Origin of the sequence: Paracoccus acridae, assembly GCF_014642735.1 — a bacterium.
GTDB lineage: Bacteria > Pseudomonadota > Alphaproteobacteria > Rhodobacterales > Rhodobacteraceae > Paracoccus > Paracoccus acridae.
Genome location: NZ_BMIV01000005.1, coordinates 228,855 through 246,826, shown reverse-complemented (window position 1 = coordinate 246,826; position 17,972 = coordinate 228,855). Strand labels below are relative to the sequence as shown.

The following is a 17,972-nucleotide window of genomic DNA, read 5'->3' as shown; positions in this document are numbered from 1 at the left end:
GTGTCCTGCGCAGTCTCGGATGGGCTGGAGCTTCTGGTCTTGTTTGGCTTTTTCACGTCTTGTCCCCGTCTCGCGGCAGCAGCATAGCCGCGTCTGGCCCGCAGCCTAATGAGACCCGGGCCGCTTCTCAACCCGCCCTGCGCATCATTGTTCCGCCAAGGCCAGTCGGCGAATGGCCGCCACCATCGCCGCCGCCTCGGGCCGGTCGGCCACCTCGTGACCGGCGGAAGGCGCGTCCCATTGGGCCAAGGTTCCATGGCTGATCGCCACCGGCCACAGCGCAGCCCTTGCGCCCCGCGCGGCCTCCGAGGCAAGCCGGGCGCTGCGCGGCGAAAACAGCGGCAGCACCACGGGCGCGCGACCCGCCAGCAGCGCCCGCGCCCGGTCGGTCAAGGACAGGGCCTGCTGGTCATAGACGATCACCCCCGGCACCGGCAGGCGCTTGGCCAGGTGGCGGCCATGGGGATGGATCAGCGGCACGTCCGCCGCCTCGATCAGCGGGAAAAGGCCCTCGGCAAAGCCGTTGCCCTCGCGCACGTCGAACCCGGCCTCGCGCGCCACCTGCGCCGTGTGCGTGCCCACGCACAGCGCCAGCCGCCCGCGTCCCGGTCCTGCCGAAGGCACCGCATGGGCCGAGGTGAAGACCAGTCCCGGCGCCGCGTGCAAGGGCGCGCTGTCGTGATCCACGGCCCTGATTTCCTGCAGCGGAGAGATCACGGCGTCCCAGTCCGGCAGCATCGCCGCGAAACGCTGCGAATCTTGCAAGGGGCGTGTCAGCAGCAGGACAGGCCGCGCGGGACTGGACATTGGCAAACCCCATGACCGATGCTAGGGCCTAAGGCCTAAGCGTCATTCCCCCGCCCGGCAAGAGCATGGACGACACCCAGATTTTCCTTGGCATCGAGAGCAGTTGCGACGACACCGCCGCCGCCCTGGTGACGGGCGGCCGTCGGATCCTGTCCTCGGTGGTCCAGGGCCAGACGGCGCTTCATGCCGATTTCGGCGGCGTGGTGCCGGAAATCGCCGCCCGCGCCCATGCGGAACGGCTGGACCTGGCGGTGGAACAGGCGCTGTCCCAGGCTGGCGTCGCGTTGTCCGACGTCACGGCGGTCGCGGTCACAGCGGGGCCGGGGCTGATCGGCGGCGTCATGGCGGGCGTGATGTTCGCCAAGGGCATCGCTGCCGGGGCTGGCCTGCCGCTGGTGGGCGTGAACCATCTGGCGGGCCACGCCCTGACCCCGCGCCTGACGGACGGGATCGGCTTTCCCTATCTGATGCTGCTGGTGTCCGGCGGGCATTGCCAGTTCCTGCGCGTGGAGGGGCCCGAGGATTTCACCCGCCTTGGCGGCACCATCGACGACGCCCCGGGCGAGGCGTTCGACAAGCTGGCCAAGCTGCTGGCCCTGCCCCAACCGGGCGGACCTTCGGTCGAGGCCGAGGCCGCGACCGGCGATCCCGACCGCTTTGCCCTGCCGCGCCCGCTGCTGGACCGGCCGGGCTGCGACATGTCCTTCTCGGGGTTGAAGACCGCGGCCCTGCGCCTGCGCGACCAGTTGATCGCGGACCAGGGGGGATTGCGTCAGGGGGATCGGGCCGACCTTTGCGCCGCCTTCCAAGCTGCCGTGGCCGAGGTTCTGGCCGAAAAGTCCCGCCGCGCCCTGGCCGCGCATCCTGTCCCGGTGCTGGCCGTCGCGGGCGGCGTCGCCGCCAACCGCACCATCCGCGCAGCCCTTGAACGGGTCGCACAGGATGCAGGCGCCCGCTTCCTCGCCCCGCCCTTGGCGCTTTGCACCGACAATGGCGCGATGATCGCCTGGGCCGGGGCCGAGCGTTTCGCCCTGGGTCACCGCGACGGCATGGACCTGGCCGCCCGTCCCCGCTGGCCGCTGGACCGCAGCGCCGCGCCGATGCTGGGCGGCGGCAAGAAAGGGGCCAAGGCATGAGCATCGCGATCCTGGGCGCGGGCGCCTTTGGCACGGCGCTGGCGGTGGCGCTGTCGGCGAACGGCCCGGTGACGCTCTGGGCGCGGGACACAAGCTGGGGCCGCGACAATCCGCGCCTGCCGGGCGTGACGCTGCCGGACGCGATCCGCGTGACCGACGACCTGCCCATGGCGGCGCAATCGGGCACGCTGCTGCTGGCCCTGCCCGCGCAGGCGCTTGGCGGGTTTCTGTCCGATCATGCGGCGCTTCTGGACGGCAAGCACCTGGTCAGCACCGCCAAGGGCATCGACCTGCGCAAGCTGACCGGCCCATCCACCCTGCTGACGGAGGCCTGCCCTGCCGCCACGGTCGCCGTCCTGACCGGCCCGTCCTTCGCCGCCGATATCGCGCGCGGGCTGCCCACCGCCCTGACCCTGGCCTGCGCAGACGCAGCAGCGGGCAAGGCGCTGCAACACGACCTCTCCACGCCGGTTCTGCGGCTTTACCGCACCACGGACGTGACCGGCGCCGCACTGGGCGGGGCGCTGAAGAACGTCATCGCCATCGCGGCAGGCGTGGTCATCGGCGCGGGCCTGGGCGACAGCGCGCGGGCCGCCATCATCACCCGCGGCTTCGCCGAGATGACCCGCCTTTCCGCCCGGCTGGGCGCCCGCCCGGAAACGCTGACCGGGCTGTCGGGCCTGGGCGATCTGACGCTGACCTGCACCTCGGCGCAGTCGCGCAACTTCCGTTATGGCCAGGCGCTTGGCGCCCACCAGCCCTTCGACGCCGCCACCACCGTGGAAGGCGCGGCCACGGCTCGCGCCGTCGCCGCCCTGTCGCAGCGCATCGGCTGCGACATGCCCATCGCCGCCATGGTCGCGGCCCTTGCCGAAGGCCGGGTTTCCGTCGAAAACGCGGCCGAGATGCTGATGACCCGCCCCCTGAAGGAGGAATGATGCCCCTGTTCGCCGTGATCTGCCGGGACAAGCCCGGCGCCCTGCAAACCCGCCTCGACACGCGCGAGGCGCATCTGGGCTTCATCCGCGACAGCGGGATCGTGCGCATGGCCGGCCCCCTGATCGAGGATGGAGAGATGCGCGGATCGCTGCTGATCCTGGAAGCCGACGACCTGGCCGCCGCGCAGGACTGGGCCGCGAACGACCCCTACAAGGCGGCCGGGCTGTTTCACAGCGTCGATGTCATCGAATGGAAGAAGGTGATCGGCTGATGGCCTATTGGCTGTTCAAATCCGAACCCGATGTCTTCAGCTGGGACGACCTGGTTGCCAAGGGCGACGCGGGCGAGGAATGGGACGGGGTGCGCAACTATCAGGCCCGCAACTTCATGCGGGCCATGAAGGTTGGCGACCAGGGCCTGTTCTACCATTCCAACATCGGCAAGGAAGCCGTAGGCATCGTCGAGGTCATCGCCGAGGCCCATCCCGACAGCAAGGCGGACGATCCGAAATGGGAATGCGTGGACATCAAGGCCGTGAAGCCCCTGCCCCGGCCCCTTTCGCTGAATCAGGCCAAGCAGGAACCGGCGCTGAAGGACATGGTGCTGGTCAACAACTCGCGCCTGTCCGTCCAGCCGGTGGCGGAGGCGGAATGGGCGGCGATCCTGAAACTGTCGGGGCTGTGACGGCTGTTTCACCTTGGCCTGAATATCCCGGGGGGTCGTCGGTCGGTGCGCCATCGGTTCAAGAACCGGCCGGCGGCAGGCTGGCCCCCGGCTTGCCGCTTCAATCCACGGCGCCGCTGGTCTAAGGTCCGCGCCGAACCAACCAGGGGAAACCACCCATGAGCCAGCGTCTGCACCTTGTCTTCGGCGGCGAATTGATCGACCCGCAGGGCACCCAGTTCCGCAACACCGACGACATCCACATCGTCGGCATCTTCCCGAACTACCAGGCCGCCTATGACGCCTGGAAGGCCGAGGCGCAGCGGACCGTGGACAGCGCCCATACCCGCTATTTCATCGCCCATCTGCACCGTTTGCGGGACGAGGAAGCGGCCGCCAGCCCGACTGAGGAGCTGGACGTCAGGAACTGACCGGACGCCGGGGCGCGGGCGCATGTTCAGGGGAACCGGCATGGGCCAGCTTGGCCTTTGGTGGCAGCGTCGCCGGGTCGCGCCAGCCGACGCCCCCTTGCCGGAAATCCCGCAGGGTGCGGGCCCCCTGCTGCTGGTCCAGGTCGCCCTCGAAGCCCGTGCGGCATTCGCCCAGGTCCAGCGGCGCCTGATGCGCGGCAGGCCGGATCTGCGCATCCTGGACGCGGGCGATCCCGCACCCGCCGCGGCCGAGACGCTGATGCAGGCCGGTCCTGCCGCCCTGCTTCTGCTGGGGTCGGACCTGCCCGCCGCGCTGATCCAGGCGGCCGCCCGCCGCGACCTGCCCATCTTCCTGGCCGAAGGGCGCTTCGGGCCGGAAGACCTGGGCTGGGCGCTGCGGGCCAGCGCGCGCCGCGCCTTGCTGCGCCAGATGCGCGCGGTCCTTGTGACCGATCCGGCCAGCCATTCGGTCGTCCTGCGCATGGGCGTGGACCGCAGGCGCGCGACGATGACGGGGCCGGTCGCCGAAATCCGCGACCCCCTGCCCTGTTCCGAGGCCGAGCGCAGCACCCTGGCCCAGCTTCTGCGCGGCCGCCATGCCTGGCTTGCCGCATCCGTCCCCCCGGCCGAGGAACAGGCCGTGCTTGCCGCCCATCACGCGGCCCTTGCACAGTCGCACCGCGCCCTGCTGTTCATGGCCCCGCGCGACCCCGACCGCATTGACCCTCTGGCCGACGAGATCGAGGCCAGCGGCCTTGTCGTGGCGCGCCGGTCCATGGACGAGGATCCGACCGTCGAGGTCCAGGTCATGCTGACCGACGGCCCGACCGAGATGGGGCTGTGGTATCGCCTGGCGCCCGTCACCTATCTGGGGGGCACCCTGTCGGGCGATGACGCGGCCGCGCGCCACCCCTTCGAGCCCGCCGCCCTGGGATCGGCCATCGTTCACGGCCCCCATACGGAACGCCATGCGACCGAATGGCAGCAGCTTGGCGGCGCGGGCGCGGCGCGGCAGGTCAACTCGGCCGAGGATCTGGCAGCCGCCATCGCCGAATTGTCCCAGCCGGATCTGATCGCCACGCTGGCCAGCAACGCCTGGACGGTCAGCACCGGCGGGGCGGATGTGACCATGCGGATCTGCGCGCCCGTCCTGGACGCCATCGGAAAGGCCAAGCCATGAAACGCGCACCCGCCTTCTGGTATCAAGACCCGCCGACCTTGGCTGCGCGCCTGCTGTCGCCCCTGGGTGCGGCCTATGCGCGTGCCACCGCCCGGCGGCTGGCGGGCGGCGCGCGGGCGCGGGTGGGCGTGCCGGTGATCTGCGTGGGCAACCTGAATGCGGGCGGCACCGGCAAGACCCCCACCGTCATCCACCTGCAACAGGCGCTGCAGGCACGCGGCATCGCCGCCCATGTCGTGTCGCGCGGCTATGGCGGCAGCGCGGATGGTCCCCTGCGGGTGATCGAATCCCGCCACGAGGCCGCCCTGACGGGGGACGAGCCGCTGCTGATGGCGGCCTTCGGGCCGGTCTGGGTGGCCAAGGACCGGCTGGCGGGCGCAGGGGCGGCCGTTGCAGACGGCGCGCAGGCAATCATCCTGGACGACGGCTTCCAGGACCCGGCCCTAGCCCATGACCTGTCGCTGGTGGTCGTCGATGCCGCCAAGGGCTTCGGGAATGGCTTGTGCATTCCCGCCGGACCGTTGCGCGAACCCGTCGCCGGCGGTCTTGCGCGCGCCGACCTGCTGCTGTCCATCGGCCCGACGGATGCGCAGGCGCGCTTTGCCGTGCCCCCGAACGCACCCCCGAACGCCCCCCCGCATCTGCGCGGGCATCTGGCGCCCCTGCCGATGGGCATGGACTGGCAGGGCCATCGCGTCCTGGCCTTTGCGGGCATCGGCCACCCCGAAAAGTTCTTCGCCACGCTGACCGCGCTTGGCGCCGATCTGGTCCGGGCCGAGGCGCTGGAGGATCACCAGCCCTTCACCCCCGCCCTTCTGACGCGGCTGGAAACGGAATCGCGGCTGCTGGGCGCACAGCTTGTCACCACCGAAAAGGACGCGGCCCGCCTGCCCCGGTCCTTCCGGTCCAGGGTGATGACCCTGCCGGTGCGGCTGGCCATCGCGGATCCGGCGCCCCTGGACCAGGCGCTCGACCGGTTGTTTCCGCGCCCCTGATCTTTGCAATCGGGCGCACAATCCCGATATAGGGCGGGACGGGCCAGCGCGGCCCCAGGGAAAGGACAGGAATGTCGCAGAAGGCCATTCAGCGGCTCAGCTTCTATCTGCTGGTTCTGGTGACGCTTTATGCGTCCTTCGGGGCGGGGTAAGGGCATGGCGAAACGCTTTGGCGGGCGCCATTCGCCCGGCCTCGGACCGCAGGACGGCAACCGCAATCCCGTGCCCGCGGCGCCGATCCGGCATCCGCTGGCCGGGCGCCCCAAATACGTCACCTTCGCGGCCCTGCCCTTTCTGTTCGGCGCCTTCTTCCAGGAACCGGCGGGCATGGCCGGCAGCCTTGCGGCCTTCGGCGTGATCGCTAGCGCCATGTGGATGACCGGCGAAGGCCTGGCCGCCGAGGCCGCCTATCAGGTGCGCCGCGTCGCCCGGCGCCCCGCCATTCCGCGCAAGCTGTTCGGCAGCGTCATGACCGGACTTGGCCTGGGCCTGGGCATGGCCGAACCAGGCAGCCTGGCCGGGGCGGGCGTCGTCGGCGCGACCGGCATGGTGCTGCACTGGCTGGCCTTCGGCGCGGATCCCATGCGCGACAAGGGCATGTCGGGGTCCGAGGGTTTCCAGGGGGAACGCGCCCAGAAGATGATCGAGGACGCCGAGGCGCATCTGGCCCAGATGCGCGATGCGATCCGCCGCCTGAATGACCGCTGGCTGGAGGCGCGCGTGGACCGCTTCGCCGGGACGGTCGGCGACCTGTTCGACCGGGTGCGCAGCAATCCGGGCGATCTGTCCGCCGCCCGCCGCTATCTGGGCGTCTATCTGATGGGGGCCCGCGACGCGACGGTGAAGTTCGCGGACCTGTATCGCCAGACGAATGATCCGGCGACGCGGCTGTCCTACGAGACCTTCCTGGACGACCTGGAAAAGGACTTCAGCGCCAAGTCCCGCCGCCTGCTTGAAGGGGGAAAGACCGACCTGGAGATCGAGATCTCGGTCCTGCGGGAACGGTTGGCGCGCGAAGGCGTGCGGGCCAGCGAACCTGCGGCCCTTGACGCGCCGCAGACGGAAACCGCGCGATTTCTCGACGGGTTGCTGACCCCCGACCGGGACAAGGCGCGCTGATCCTCCGATGCCGCGTTTTGCGTTGAAGATCGAATACGACGGGCGTCCCTTTGCCGGATGGCAGGCGCAGGCCGACCAACCCTCGGTCCAGACCGCCGTCGAAGCCGCCCTTGCCCGTCTGGACGCCGGCTTCGCGGCAGGCGCGCGGATCGCGGCGGCGGGGCGCACGGATGCGGGCGTTCATGCCACCGCCCAGGTCGCCCATGCCGACCTGGCGCGCGACTGGGATCCTTTCCGGCTGGCCGAGGCGCTGAATTTCCACCTGAAGCCCGCCCCCGTCGCGGTCCTGGCGGCGACCCGCACGCCCGACGATTTCCATGCCCGCTTCTCAGCCGTCGAACGGCGCTATCTGTTCCGCCTGCAGGCCCGCCGCGCCCCAGCCACGCATGATCGCGGCCTGGCCTGGCAGGTGCTGAACCCGCTGGACGCGGATGCCATGCGCCAAGGGGCGGCCCATCTGGTGGGGCGGCACGATTTCACGACCTTCCGATCCTCGATCTGCCAAGCGGCCAGCCCGGTGAAGACCCTGGACGAGATCCGCATCGACGAGGTCGAGATCCCCCATGGGCGCGAATACCGTTTCCACCTGCGGGCGCGGTCCTTCCTGCACAACCAGGTCCGGTCCATCGTCGGAACCCTGGAACGGGTCGGCGCGGGATCCTGGTCGCCGGACCGCGTGGCCGACGCCTTGGCCGCCCGCGACCGCGCGGCTTGCGGACCGGTCTGCCCGCCGCATGGCCTTTATCTGTGCGGGGTCGGCTATCCGAAGGATCCGTTCGCGGCCTAGTGGGCTAGGATCGGCCCCGGCGGCGCGGGCGCTCGTCCCTGGAGGTCAGGACGATCTTCAGCGTGTTCCACATGATCCACAGGTCCAGCCGGATATCGCGGTGGCGCTGATAGATCAGGTCGATCTTCAGCTTCGCGGGCAGGCAGCGGCGGTAATAGGCAAGCTCGGTCGCCTCGGCGCTTGTGCAGCGGGCCAGGATGCGATCCTCGTGCCGGTGATAGATCAGGGTGGCAAGGCCCGTCACGCCGGGGCGGCTTTTCAGCACCTGCGAATAGACCGCCGGGAAGCGCTCGACATATTCGCGCAAGGGCGGCCGGGGGCCCACAAAGCTCATGTCGCCCTTGAGGATGTTGAACAGTTGCGGCAATTCGTCGATGCGGGTGCGCCGCAGGAAATGGCCCAGCGGGGTGATTCGCCAGTGCTTGTGCGCGCCAGTGGCACCGAAATCCTCGTTCTCGGGGATCATGGTGCGGAACTTCAGCTGCCGGAAGGGCTGGCCGNCCCATCGACCACGAACCAGGACATCTTCGGCGCAGCGAGCCGCGCCGAACCGGTCTTGTCCCAGTCATGGTGGATCGTCACGATGCCTGCCCTGCAACAATTAACTCTTTTCTGCCGGTAGCATACGACGGCACATATGGAAACCGCCCCCCGGGGCAATCCGCCGAATGACTTGCGCGACCATGGCAAAGGGGTCACTGTCTGCCCAAAGCGGCAATGCAAAGGCGATGATGCGGAAATTTCTTGTGATGCTGGACGACAGTCGGGAATGCCTGAACGCGATGCGTTTCGCGGCCATGCGGGCATCCAATTCCGGCGGCGCGGTGACGGTGCTTGCGGTCGTCCCCCCAAACGAGATCCAGCATGGCTTCGGCGTGGCCGAGGTGATGCGCGCCGAAGCCTATGAACGGATCGAGGCGCATTTCGAGGTTTTCGCCAAGTGGATGAGAATGCGTCCGAAAGTCGAACCGGAACTGGTCATCCGCGAGGGCGATCCGGCCGAACAGCTGCTGGCCTATCTGCACGAGGACCCCGAGGTCGGCATCGTCGCCATGGGGATGGGATCGGACCGGTCGGCCCAGAATCCGGTGCTGACGCGGCTGTTGCGCGACACCGCATCCCTGCCCTGTCCCATCACCATCGTTCCCGCCGACATATCCAAGGAACGGCTGGAGGCGATCACCTGATGCCGCCCGCTTGACCCGCAGGCCCCGCATCGCCATATCCCGTGCAAAGGAGCCTTGGCCAAAATGTTCATCCAGACCGAAACCACACCGAACCCTGCGACGTTGAAGTTCCTTCCCGGCGAAATCGTCCTGGAAAGCGGCACCGCCGACTTCCCCGACATGCAGGCCGGCGCGAAATCCCCCCTGGCGCGGCGCATCTTTGCCGTGGACGGCGTGACGGGCGTTTTCCTGGGCCGCGACTTCGTGACCGTGACAAAGGCCGACGACCACCCCTGGGATCACCTCAAGCCGTCGATCCTGGGCGCGATCATGGAGCATTTCCAGTCCGGCGCCCCCGCCATCGAAGGCGTGGCGGAACAGTCGGGCCATGCCAGCCATGACGGCCCCGATACCGAGATCGTCACCCAGATCAAGGAATTGCTGGACACCCGCGTCCGCCCGGCAGTGGCCCAGGACGGCGGCGACATCACCTTCCACGGCTTCGACCGGGGCATTGTCTATCTGCACATGCAGGGGGCCTGCGCGGGCTGCCCGTCGTCCACCCTGACGCTGAAGATGGGGATCGAGAACCTGCTGCGTCATTACATCCCCGAGGTGGTCGAGGTCCGGCCCGTTGCCTGACCCCATTGCCCTGGGCTTCGACACGTCGGCCGCGCATTGCGCGGCCGCTTTGCTGCGGGGCGACCGCGTGCTGGGCCAGGCCGCCGAGGAGATGACCAAGGGCCAGGCCGAACGGCTGTTTCCGCTGCTTGAAGGGCTTCTGGCCGATGCCGGGCTGTCCTGGCGCGACCTGGACGTGATCGGCGTGGGGATCGGGCCGGGCAATTTCACCGGCATCCGCATCGCCGTCGCGGCGGCGCGCGGGCTGGCACTGTCGCTGGGCATCCCGGCGGTCGGCGTCACGGCGACCGAAGCCGCCGCCTTCGGCTTGCCCCGCCCCTGCCGGGTGGTGCTGCCGCTGCGCGCGGGCCAGGTCGTCTGGCAGGATTTTGGCGGACCGGACTCCAGCCCCCGACAGGCCCAGGCCGACATGCTGCCGCCCGGCCCTGCACCCTTGATCGCCCCGATCCCGCCCGCGGTGGCGATCGCCCGCATTGCCCTGGAACGCCGCACAGGTCCCGGCCCGCGTCCCGCGCCGCTGTATCTGCGGCCCGCGGATGCCGCGCCGGCCCGCGACCCGGCCCCGCTGATCCTGCCGTGACCCCCGACGGGCTTGCCGCCCTGCACAGCCGCTGCTTCCTTCATCCCCGTCCATGGAGCGGCGCGGAATTCGCCGATCTGCTGGACAGCCCCCATGTCTTCCTGCTGACCCGGCCCAAGGGCTTCCTGCTGGGGCGCGCGGTCGCGGACGAAGCCGAACTGCTGACGCTGGCCGTCGCCCCCGAGGCCCGCCGCCAGGGGATCGCCCGCGATCTGGCGGCGGAATTTGCCGCGACGTCACAAGCCCGCGGCGCCACCCGCGCCTTCCTTGAGGTCGCGGCCGACAATGCCCCTGCGCAGGCGCTCTATCATGCCGCAGGCTGGAGGGAATCCGGGCGCAGACGGCGCTACTATGGCCCGGAACTGGACGCGATCGTGATGACCCTGGCCCTGGCGCCCGCCCAACAAGGCGGTTGACCGGCCGCAGTCGATACGCCCTAATCAGGCCATCTCGCAGGCGGCTTGAATCGCCTGCAAACAACAGGATGAGGTTTCCTTATGTCCCTGACGAAATCGCTGCTTGCGGGCGTGGCGCTGACGGCCCTGACGGGCACCGCAGCCCTGGCGGAACCGGCGCTGATCTTCGACCTTGGCGGCAAGTTCGACAAGTCCTTCAACGAAGCCGCCTTCAACGGCGCGCAACGCTGGGCCGAGGAAACCGGGGGCACCTACAAGGAACTGGAAATGCAGTCCGAGGCGCAGCGCGAACAGGCGCTTCGCCGCCTGGCCGAAACGGGCGCCAATCCCATCGTCATGACCGGCTTCGCCTTTGGCGACGTGCTGAACCAGGTGGCCCCGGACTATCCCGACACCCAGTTCGCCATCATCGACATGGTGGTGGAACAGCCCAACGTCCAGTCGATCGTCTTTACCGAGGAACAGGGCAGCTATCTGGCCGGGATCATGGCGGCGCAGGCGTCGAAATCCGGTACCGTGGGCTTCATCGGCGGCATGGACATCCCGCTGATCCACAAGTTCGAATGCGGCTTTGCCCAGGGCTTCAAGGCCGCCAAGCCCGACGGCCGCGTGCTGATCAACTATACCGGCACGACGCCCGCTGCCTGGAACGACCCGGTCAAGGGCGGAGAGCTTGCCAAGGCCCAGATCAGCCAGGGCGCCGACGTGATCTATGCAGCGGCCGGCGGCACGGGCATCGGCGTGCTGCAGGCGGCGGCGGACGGCGGCATCCTGTCGGTCGGGGTGGACAGCAACCAGAACCACCTGCATCCCGGCAAGGTGCTGACCTCGATGGTCAAGCGTGTGGACAATGCGGTCTATGACACCTTCACCAACGGCGTGGAACCGGGCGTCAAGGTCATGGACCTGAAGGCCGAGGGCGTGGACGTGGCCATCGACGACAACAACAAGCCCCTGGTGACCCCCGAGATGCAGGCCGCCGTGGACGAAGCCCGCGCCAAGATCGCCAGCGGGGAAATCACGGTCCACGACTACATGACCGACAACGCCTGCCCGGTCCAGTAACGTGGCGGCCATGACGCAGGCACAGGGGCGGCTGGAAACGGCCGCCCCTGCGGCGATTGAGTTGCGCGCCATCTCCAAGGCCTTCGGCCCCGTGCAGGCCAACCGCGACATCCACCTGCGTGTCGAACGCGGCACGATCCACGGCATCATCGGCGAAAACGGCGCGGGCAAGTCCACGCTGATGTCGATCCTTTACGGCTTCTACAAGCCCGACGCGGGCGAGATCCTGGTGGGCGGGCGGCCCCTGACCATCGCCGACAGCCAGACCGCGATCCGCGCGGGCATCGGCATGGTCTTCCAGCACTTCAAGCTGGTCCAGAACTTCACCGTGCTGGAAAACATCATCCTGGGGGCCGAGGACGGCCGCCTGCTGCGCCCGTCGCTGTCCAAGGCGCGCGGCGTGTTGCGGCGTCTGGCCCAGGAATACGAACTGAACGTCGATCCCGACGAAGTTGTCGAAAACCTGTCGGTCGGCCACCAGCAGCGGGTCGAGATCCTCAAGGCGCTGTATCGCCAGGCCGACATCCTGATCCTGGACGAACCCACGGGCGTGCTGACCCCGGCCGAGGCCGACCACCTGTTCCGCATCCTGGAAGGCCTGCGGGCCGAGGGCAAGACGATCATCCTGATCACCCACAAGCTGCGCGAGATCATGGAGATCACCGACACCGTCTCTGTCATGCGCCGGGGCGAGATGGTGGCATCCGTCAGGACCGCCGAAACCAGCCCCGAGCAGCTTGCCGAGTTGATGGTGGGGCGCAAGGTCCTGCTGAACGTGCAGAAGACCCCCGCCACCCCCGGCAAGCCCATCCTGGAGATCCGTGGCCTGCGCATGGCGGATGCGGCGGGCGTGGAACGGCTGCGCGGCATCGACCTGACCATCCGCGCGGGCGAGATCCTGGGCATCGCGGGCGTGTCGGGCAACGGCCAGACGCAGCTTCTGGAAATCCTTGGCGGTTATCCCGAAAAGGGCAGCACGCTTTCGGGCGAGATCCGCATGAACGGCGTGCCTTTGCCCGTGGCGGGCGCGGCCTGCAACGCCGCCGAACGCCGCCGCCAGGGACTGGGCCACATCCCCGAGGATCGCCAGGCCGAGGGGCTGATCATGGATTTCGCGGCTTGGGAGAACGTGGCCTTCGGATACCATGACGCACCGGAATACGGGCGCGGCCCGCTGATGGACCGCGACGCCATCCGCCGCGACGCCGAAGGCAAGATCGCCCGCTTCGACGTCCGCCCGCCCAGCTGCGACCTGGCCGCGCGCAACTTTTCCGGCGGCAACCAGCAGAAGATCGTCGTCGCCCGAGAGATCGAGCGCAACCCCGACCTGCTGCTGATCGGCCAGCCGACGCGCGGCGTGGACATCGGCGCGATCGAATTCATCCACAAGCGCATCGTGGAGTTGCGCGACGCGGGCAAGGCGATCCTGCTGGTGTCCGTGGAACTGGACGAGATCATGTCGCTGTCCGACCGCATCGCGGTGATGTTCGACGGCCGCATCATGGGTGAACGCCTGCCGGGCGACACCACGACCGGCGATCTGGGCCTGCTGATGGCAGGCGTGGACGCCGCCCCCCAGACCCAAGACCCTCCTTCCCGGGAACCCTGAATGACGCCTGCCCGAATTGCCTGCCTTGTTTCCCTTGCCCTGGCTGCCGGATGCAGCAGCGGCGCCATGCCCCGGATGCCCAAGATGGACATCTGGCCCGACGGCGATGCCCCCGACCGCCTGGTCATGGCCGCCGAGGCGCGCGCCCAGACCCGCGCCCGCAATCCCGACGGAAGTTGGGCGGTGGCCGATCCGGTCCGGGAATCGGATTACGAGAACGACTTCGCGGCCAATTGCGTGACCGCCGCGCAGGGCACCGCCTGCGCCGACCACGCCCCGGTCCAGATGCCTGCCGGCGCCGCAACCGCGCCCCAGGTCACGGGCCGCGTGGCCATCGCCTTCGCCACCCTTTCCGACGGCAGCCGCTGCACCGGCGAGGCGCGCCAAGGCGCCACCCGGGCCGAGGAGAACCTGCTGGCCGTGCGCGGCTTTCCCGGCGCGGGCGGCGCGGTTCCCCGTGCCCGCAGCCTGGCGCGCATGGCGGGCAATGGCGATGCGATCACCTGGGACCAGATCGCCGATCCGCGCGCCTTCCTGGCGCTGTGTTCCGGCATGAAAGGCTGAAGCCGATGGAAAAGATGCCGAAATGGGCCGATGTGTTGCTGACACCGCTGATCTCGCTGGTGCTGGCGATGGCGATTTCGGCGCTTGTGATCCTGGCCATCGGCGAAAGCCCGTGGGAGGCGCTGACCACGATGATCGACGGCGCGCTGGGGTCCAGCTATGGCTGGGGCTTCACGCTGTATTATGCGACGAACTTCATCTTCACCGGGCTTGCGGTGATGGTCGCCTATCACGCCAGCCTGTTCAACATCGGCGGCGAGGGTCAGGCGGCGATGGGGGGCCTGGGCGTGGCCCTGGTTCTGCTGTCGCTGCCCCTGCCGCATTGGGCGTTGGCCCTGCCCGCCGCCATGATCGGCGCGGCCCTGTTCGGCGCGGCCTGGGCGCTGATCCCCGCTTGGCTTCAGGCCAGGCGCGGCAGCCATATCGTCATCACCACGATCATGTTCAACTTCATCGCGGCCGCCGCGCTGAACTATATCCTGGTGAACCTGCTGCGCCCGGTGGGCAGCATGGACCCGGCCTCGGCCCGCTTTCCGAACGAAACCCACCTGCCCAAGCTGTCCGACATGGCGCTGTCGCTGGGCGTCGAATGGGGCAAGAACACCCCCGTCAACATCAGCTTCTTCGTCGCCGTCATCGCCTGCGTCCTGGTCTGGCTGCTGATCTGGCGCAGCCGCCTGGGCTTCGAGATCCGGGCCTTCGGCAAGTCCGAACCGGCGGCCCTTTACGCGGGCATCAACCCCGTCCGCATCACCGTCATCGCCATGCTGATTTCCGGCGGGCTGGCGGGCATGATGGCCATCAACAACGTGATGGGAGAGGCCGAGCGCCTGGTCCTGAACGCGGTCGAGGGCGCGGGCTTCATCGGCATCGCGGTGGCCCTGATGGGCCGAAACCACCCGCTGGGCGTGTTCCTGGCCGCGCTGCTGTTCGGGTTCCTGTATCAGGGCGGGGGTGAGCTTGCGCTCTGGACCTCGATCCCGCGCGAACTGATCATCGTGATCCAAGCGCTTGTGATCCTGTTCACGGGCGCCCTGGACAACATGGTGCGGGTGCCGCTGGAACGGATGTTCATGGCGATGCGGAAAAGGGGCGCGTGATGGATCTGAACACCGTCCTGCAAATCCTGGACAGCGCGGTGCGGCTGATGACGCCGCTGCTGCTGGCCTGCCTCGCCGGGCTTTATTCGGAACGCGCGGGCGTCTTCGACATCGGGCTGGAAGGCAAGATGCTGATGGCGGCGTTCAGCGCCGCCACCGTGGCCGCGCTGACCGGCAATGTCTGGCTGGGTGCCATGGCGGGCCTTCTGGGCGCGCTGATGCTGTCGGCGGTCCACGGCATCGCCTCGATCACCTTCCGGGGCAACCAGCTGATCTCGGGGGTGGCGATCAACTTCCTGGCCTCGGGCCTGACGGTGCTGCTGGGCCAGAAGATCTTCGGCCTTGGCGGGCGGACCCCCAGCCTGACGCCGGGGGCCGAGCTTGAGGCGCAGGTCGGTCCGTTCCGCGCCTGGCTGTCGGGGATCATGGGACCGGACACGGCGGGTTGGCTGACCACGACCCCGCGCATGACCGGGATCACCCTGCCCTTCGCCGAGACCTTGGGCAACGTCCCCGTCATCGGCCCGCTTTATGCCGAGGTGATCTCGGGCCATACGATTCTGGTCTATGTGGCCTTCCTGATGGTGCCGCTGACATGGTGGGTGCTGTATCGCACGCGCTTCGGCCTGCGACTGCGGGCGGTGGGGGAAAACCCCGCCTCGGTCGATACGGCGGGCGTGTCGGTGACGCGGCTGCGCTTTGCCGCCGTGGCGATCGCCGGGCTGCTTTGCGGGCTGGCGGGGGCCTATCTTGCCACCGGGCTGTCGGCGGGCTTCGTCAAGGAAATGACCGCGGGGCGCGGCTTCATCGCGCTTGCCGCGCTGATCTTCGCCAAGTGGCGGCCCTGGGGAGCGCTTGGGGCGACCTTCCTGTTCGGCCTGCTGGAGGCCGTCGCGAACCGCTATCCGAACCTGGACCTGGGCGTGATCACGGTGCCGTCGATGTTCATGAACGCCCTGCCCTATATCCTGACCGTGATCATCCTGGCGGGCTTCGTGGGCCGCGCCATCCCGCCCCGCGCCGGAGGAGAGCCCTATGTCAAAGAGCGTTGAGCTTGCCCGCCTGATCCGCGACCGCGCGGGCGACCAGCCGCCGGAATACGGGCTTATCCTGGGATCGGGCCTGGGGCATCTGTCGGGGACTGTGGATGGCGTGGCGATCCCCTATGACGACCTGCCGGGTTTTCCCCATGCGGGGGTGTCGGGCCATGTGCCGCAACTGGTGATCGGGCAGTTGGAAGGCCGCCGCGTCGCGGTCTTCGGCGGGCGGTCGCATTATTATGAATCCGGGCGGGCCGATGCGATGCGCCTGCCGCTGGAGGTGCTGGCCGCGCTCGGCTGCGACCGGCTGATCCTGACCAATGCCGCCGGGTCCCTGCGGCCCGACATCCCGCCGGGCGGGCTGATGCTGCTTGGCGACCACATCGCCTTTGCAGGAACCAACCCCCTGATCGGAGAGCCGACCGACGCCCGCTTTGTCCCCATGACCGATGCCCATGACGGGGCCATGCGCGCGGCCCTGTCGGCCGCCGCCGAAGCCGAGGGGATCGACCTGCCCGAGGGCGTCTATTGCTGGTTTTCCGGCCCCAGCTTCGAGACGCCGGCCGAGATCCGCGCCGCGCGGATCCTGGGCGCCGATGCCGTCGGCATGTCCACCGTGCCGGAAATCATCCTGGCCCGGTTCCTGGGCATGCGCTGCGCCGCCATTTCGGTCATCACCAACATGGGCGCGGGCCTGTCGGACGAATCCATCAGCCACGACCACACCAAGGCCATGGCCCCCCTGGGCGCCGCCAAGCTGGAACGGATATTGCGCCGTTTCCTGGGGGAAGCGCCCGCCGTTCAGGCGAGATAGCGCGCGAACCAGTCCAGCGTCCGCTGCCAGGCAAGTTCCGCGGCCGCCTGGTCATAGCGCGGCGTCGAATCATTGTGGAAGCCGTGGTTCACGCCGGGATAGACATGCGCCTCGAACACCTTGCCATGCTCGCGCAGCGCGGCCTCGTAGGCGGGCCAGCCTTCGTTGATGCGCTCGTCCAGTTCGGCAAAGTGCAGAAGCAGCGGCACCTGGATCTTCGGCACGTCCTCGACGGGCGCCTGACGTCCATAGAACGGGACCGAGGCGGCCAGTTCCGGGTAAGCCACCGCCAGGGCGTTGCAGACACCCCCGCCATAGCAGAAGCCGACCGCGCCGACCTTTCCCGTCGAATCCTCGTGCCCGACCAGGTGTTCGGCAGCGGCGAAGAAATCGTTCATCAGCTTTTCGGGATCGACCTGGGCCTGAAGCGCGCGGCCTTCCTCGTCATTGCCGGGATAGCCGCCGACCGATGACAGCCCGTCCGGCGCCAGGGCCAGATACCCGGCCTTGGCCAGCCGCCGCGCCACATCCTCGATGTAAGGGTTCAGGCCGCGGTTTTCGTGGATGACCAGCACGGCGGGCCAGGGACCGTCCCCGCCCGTGGGCCGCACCATGTAGCCGCGCACCTCTCCATGACCCTGGGGCGAGGGATAGGTCACATAGTCCGCAAGGATGGCGGGATCGTTGAAGCTGACCTGCTGGGCCAGGGCATAGTTCGGCCGCAGCATGTTCAGCAGCGCAAGCGCGGTGACGCCGCCCACGGCGAACTTGCCCGCCCGGTCTAGGAATTCGCGCTTGGTGATCAGCCCATGGGCATAGAAGTCGTAAAGCTCCAGCAATTCCTGCGGGAAATCCTTGGCGGTCATCCGGCTCATCGCATCCTCCTGGTGGGTTCGGCGCAAGCTTAATGCGGGATGGA

The 17,972-nt window shown here is 68.8% G+C and carries 22 protein-coding genes; 19 read left to right on the top strand and 3 right to left on the bottom strand.

Annotated features, from left to right (window positions below; all coding sequences use genetic code 11):
• Positions 1-144: 144 nt before the first annotated feature.
• Positions 145-807 (bottom strand): uroporphyrinogen-III synthase, encoded by a 663-nt coding sequence (locus IEX25_RS10005; RefSeq protein WP_103173350.1) that lies wholly within the window; start codon positions 805-807, stop codon positions 145-147.
• 65 nt (positions 808-872) lie between these two features.
• Here IEX25_RS10005 and tsaD point away from each other — a divergent pair, with 65 nt between their 5' ends.
• From tsaD to truA, 9 genes are all read left to right on the top strand, one after another.
• Positions 873-1,943, top strand: a complete 1,071-nt coding sequence (gene tsaD, locus IEX25_RS10000) for a tRNA (adenosine(37)-N6)-threonylcarbamoyltransferase complex transferase subunit TsaD (protein ID WP_103173351.1) — start codon at positions 873-875, stop codon at positions 1,941-1,943.
• Entirely contained in the window at positions 1,940-2,881 is a 942-nt protein-coding gene (locus IEX25_RS09995; RefSeq protein ID WP_103173352.1) for an NAD(P)H-dependent glycerol-3-phosphate dehydrogenase, read from the top strand. Before tsaD ends, IEX25_RS09995 begins: the two co-directional genes overlap by 4 nt.
• Positions 2,878-3,153 (top strand): YciI family protein, encoded by a 276-nt coding sequence (locus IEX25_RS09990; protein WP_188715030.1) that lies wholly within the window; start codon positions 2,878-2,880, stop codon positions 3,151-3,153. The genes IEX25_RS09995 and IEX25_RS09990 overlap by 4 nt, the downstream gene beginning before the upstream one ends.
• Positions 3,153-3,566, top strand: a complete 414-nt coding sequence (locus IEX25_RS09985) for an EVE domain-containing protein (protein WP_188715062.1) — start codon at positions 3,153-3,155, stop codon at positions 3,564-3,566. The genes IEX25_RS09990 and IEX25_RS09985 overlap by 1 nt, the downstream gene beginning before the upstream one ends.
• Before the next feature lie 158 nt (positions 3,567-3,724).
• Positions 3,725-3,976 (top strand): DUF4170 domain-containing protein, encoded by a 252-nt coding sequence (locus tag IEX25_RS09980; RefSeq protein WP_103173355.1) that lies wholly within the window; start codon positions 3,725-3,727, stop codon positions 3,974-3,976.
• Positions 3,977-3,998: 22 nt separating this feature from the next.
• Positions 3,999-5,156: a 3-deoxy-D-manno-octulosonic acid transferase gene (locus IEX25_RS09975; protein WP_188715028.1), complete on the top strand. Its 1,158-nt coding sequence runs from the start codon at positions 3,999-4,001 to the stop codon at positions 5,154-5,156.
• The gene (gene lpxK / locus IEX25_RS09970; protein ID WP_103173357.1) at positions 5,153-6,151 is read left to right on the top strand and encodes a tetraacyldisaccharide 4'-kinase; all 999 of its coding nucleotides are present in this window, start codon (positions 5,153-5,155) and stop codon (positions 6,149-6,151) included. Before IEX25_RS09975 ends, lpxK begins: the two co-directional genes overlap by 4 nt.
• A gap of 156 nt (positions 6,152-6,307) precedes the next feature.
• The gene (locus IEX25_RS09965) at positions 6,308-7,270 is read left to right on the top strand and encodes a 5-bromo-4-chloroindolyl phosphate hydrolysis family protein (protein WP_103173358.1); all 963 of its coding nucleotides are present in this window, start codon (positions 6,308-6,310) and stop codon (positions 7,268-7,270) included.
• Positions 7,271-7,277: 7 nt separating this feature from the next.
• Positions 7,278-8,057, top strand: a complete 780-nt coding sequence (gene truA, locus IEX25_RS09960; RefSeq protein WP_103173359.1) for a tRNA pseudouridine(38-40) synthase TruA — start codon at positions 7,278-7,280, stop codon at positions 8,055-8,057.
• Positions 8,058-8,061: 4 nt separating this feature from the next.
• Here truA and IEX25_RS09955 read toward each other — a convergent pair whose 3' ends face one another.
• On the bottom strand, positions 8,062-8,523 hold the full coding sequence (locus tag IEX25_RS09955) for a sugar transferase (protein ID WP_188715026.1): 462 nt from the start codon (positions 8,521-8,523) through the stop codon (positions 8,062-8,064).
• Between the two features lie 265 nt (positions 8,524-8,788).
• Between IEX25_RS09955 and IEX25_RS09950 the strand changes: the two genes are divergently transcribed.
• From IEX25_RS09950 to IEX25_RS09905, 10 genes are all read left to right on the top strand, one after another.
• The gene (locus IEX25_RS09950) at positions 8,789-9,244 is read left to right on the top strand and encodes a universal stress protein (protein WP_103173419.1); all 456 of its coding nucleotides are present in this window, start codon (positions 8,789-8,791) and stop codon (positions 9,242-9,244) included.
• Positions 9,245-9,307: 63 nt separating this feature from the next.
• A complete protein-coding gene (locus IEX25_RS09945) occupies positions 9,308-9,865 on the top strand; it encodes a NifU family protein (protein WP_103173360.1) in 558 nt (185 codons plus the stop codon).
• A complete protein-coding gene (gene tsaB / locus IEX25_RS09940; protein ID WP_103173361.1) occupies positions 9,858-10,445 on the top strand; it encodes a tRNA (adenosine(37)-N6)-threonylcarbamoyltransferase complex dimerization subunit type 1 TsaB in 588 nt (195 codons plus the stop codon). Before IEX25_RS09945 ends, tsaB begins: the two co-directional genes overlap by 8 nt.
• Positions 10,442-10,861, top strand: coding sequence for a GNAT family N-acetyltransferase (locus IEX25_RS09935; RefSeq protein ID WP_103173362.1), 420 nt, complete (start codon positions 10,442-10,444; stop codon positions 10,859-10,861). Before tsaB ends, IEX25_RS09935 begins: the two co-directional genes overlap by 4 nt.
• An 81-nt stretch (positions 10,862-10,942) precedes the next feature.
• Positions 10,943-11,926: a BMP family lipoprotein gene (locus IEX25_RS09930; RefSeq protein WP_103173363.1), complete on the top strand. Its 984-nt coding sequence runs from the start codon at positions 10,943-10,945 to the stop codon at positions 11,924-11,926.
• Between the two features lie 10 nt (positions 11,927-11,936).
• Entirely contained in the window at positions 11,937-13,535 is a 1,599-nt protein-coding gene (locus IEX25_RS09925; RefSeq protein WP_103173420.1) for an ABC transporter ATP-binding protein, read from the top strand.
• Positions 13,536-14,099, top strand: a complete 564-nt coding sequence (locus tag IEX25_RS09920) for a hypothetical protein (RefSeq protein ID WP_103173364.1) — start codon at positions 13,536-13,538, stop codon at positions 14,097-14,099.
• A gap of 5 nt (positions 14,100-14,104) precedes the next feature.
• Positions 14,105-15,199, top strand: a complete 1,095-nt coding sequence (locus IEX25_RS09915) for an ABC transporter permease (RefSeq protein ID WP_103173365.1) — start codon at positions 14,105-14,107, stop codon at positions 15,197-15,199.
• Positions 15,199-16,251, top strand: a complete 1,053-nt coding sequence (locus tag IEX25_RS09910) for an ABC transporter permease (protein WP_103173366.1) — start codon at positions 15,199-15,201, stop codon at positions 16,249-16,251. The genes IEX25_RS09915 and IEX25_RS09910 overlap by 1 nt, the downstream gene beginning before the upstream one ends.
• Positions 16,235-17,053: a purine-nucleoside phosphorylase gene (locus IEX25_RS09905; RefSeq protein ID WP_103173367.1), complete on the top strand. Its 819-nt coding sequence runs from the start codon at positions 16,235-16,237 to the stop codon at positions 17,051-17,053. The genes IEX25_RS09910 and IEX25_RS09905 overlap by 17 nt, the downstream gene beginning before the upstream one ends.
• Here the strand turns inward: IEX25_RS09905 and yghX are convergent.
• Positions 17,041-17,928: a YghX family hydrolase gene (yghX, locus tag IEX25_RS09900; RefSeq protein WP_188715024.1), complete on the bottom strand. Its 888-nt coding sequence runs from the start codon at positions 17,926-17,928 to the stop codon at positions 17,041-17,043. The two genes, IEX25_RS09905 and yghX, sit on opposite strands and share 13 nt — an antisense overlap.
• Positions 17,929-17,972 lie beyond the last annotated feature (44 nt).

Bases quoted from the DNA above. Each gene is read 5' to 3' on its own strand.
- IEX25_RS10005 (WP_103173350.1), bottom strand. From the start codon at position 807: ATGTCCAGTCCCGCGCGGCCTGTCCTGCTGCTGACACGCCCCTTGCAA.
- tsaD (WP_103173351.1), top strand. From the start codon at position 873: ATGGACGACACCCAGATTTTCCTTGGCATCGAGAGCAGTTGCGACGAC.
- IEX25_RS09995 (WP_103173352.1), top strand. From the start codon at position 1,940: ATGAGCATCGCGATCCTGGGCGCGGGCGCCTTTGGCACGGCGCTGGCG.
- IEX25_RS09990 (WP_188715030.1), top strand. From the start codon at position 2,878: ATGATGCCCCTGTTCGCCGTGATCTGCCGGGACAAGCCCGGCGCCCTG.
- IEX25_RS09985 (WP_188715062.1), top strand. From the start codon at position 3,153: ATGGCCTATTGGCTGTTCAAATCCGAACCCGATGTCTTCAGCTGGGAC.
- IEX25_RS09980 (WP_103173355.1), top strand. From the start codon at position 3,725: ATGAGCCAGCGTCTGCACCTTGTCTTCGGCGGCGAATTGATCGACCCG.
- IEX25_RS09975 (WP_188715028.1), top strand. From the start codon at position 3,999: ATGTTCAGGGGAACCGGCATGGGCCAGCTTGGCCTTTGGTGGCAGCGT.
- lpxK (WP_103173357.1), top strand. From the start codon at position 5,153: ATGAAACGCGCACCCGCCTTCTGGTATCAAGACCCGCCGACCTTGGCT.
- IEX25_RS09965 (WP_103173358.1), top strand. From the start codon at position 6,308: ATGGCGAAACGCTTTGGCGGGCGCCATTCGCCCGGCCTCGGACCGCAG.
- truA (WP_103173359.1), top strand. From the start codon at position 7,278: ATGCCGCGTTTTGCGTTGAAGATCGAATACGACGGGCGTCCCTTTGCC.
- IEX25_RS09955 (WP_188715026.1), bottom strand. From the start codon at position 8,523: ATGATCCCCGAGAACGAGGATTTCGGTGCCACTGGCGCGCACAAGCAC.
- IEX25_RS09950 (WP_103173419.1), top strand. From the start codon at position 8,789: ATGCGGAAATTTCTTGTGATGCTGGACGACAGTCGGGAATGCCTGAAC.
- IEX25_RS09945 (WP_103173360.1), top strand. From the start codon at position 9,308: ATGTTCATCCAGACCGAAACCACACCGAACCCTGCGACGTTGAAGTTC.
- IEX25_RS09930 (WP_103173363.1), top strand. From the start codon at position 10,943: ATGTCCCTGACGAAATCGCTGCTTGCGGGCGTGGCGCTGACGGCCCTG.
- IEX25_RS09925 (WP_103173420.1), top strand. From the start codon at position 11,937: ATGACGCAGGCACAGGGGCGGCTGGAAACGGCCGCCCCTGCGGCGATT.
- IEX25_RS09920 (WP_103173364.1), top strand. From the start codon at position 13,536: ATGACGCCTGCCCGAATTGCCTGCCTTGTTTCCCTTGCCCTGGCTGCC.
- IEX25_RS09915 (WP_103173365.1), top strand. From the start codon at position 14,105: ATGGAAAAGATGCCGAAATGGGCCGATGTGTTGCTGACACCGCTGATC.
- IEX25_RS09910 (WP_103173366.1), top strand. From the start codon at position 15,199: ATGGATCTGAACACCGTCCTGCAAATCCTGGACAGCGCGGTGCGGCTG.
- IEX25_RS09905 (WP_103173367.1), top strand. From the start codon at position 16,235: ATGTCAAAGAGCGTTGAGCTTGCCCGCCTGATCCGCGACCGCGCGGGC.
- yghX (WP_188715024.1), bottom strand. From the start codon at position 17,928: ATGAGCCGGATGACCGCCAAGGATTTCCCGCAGGAATTGCTGGAGCTT.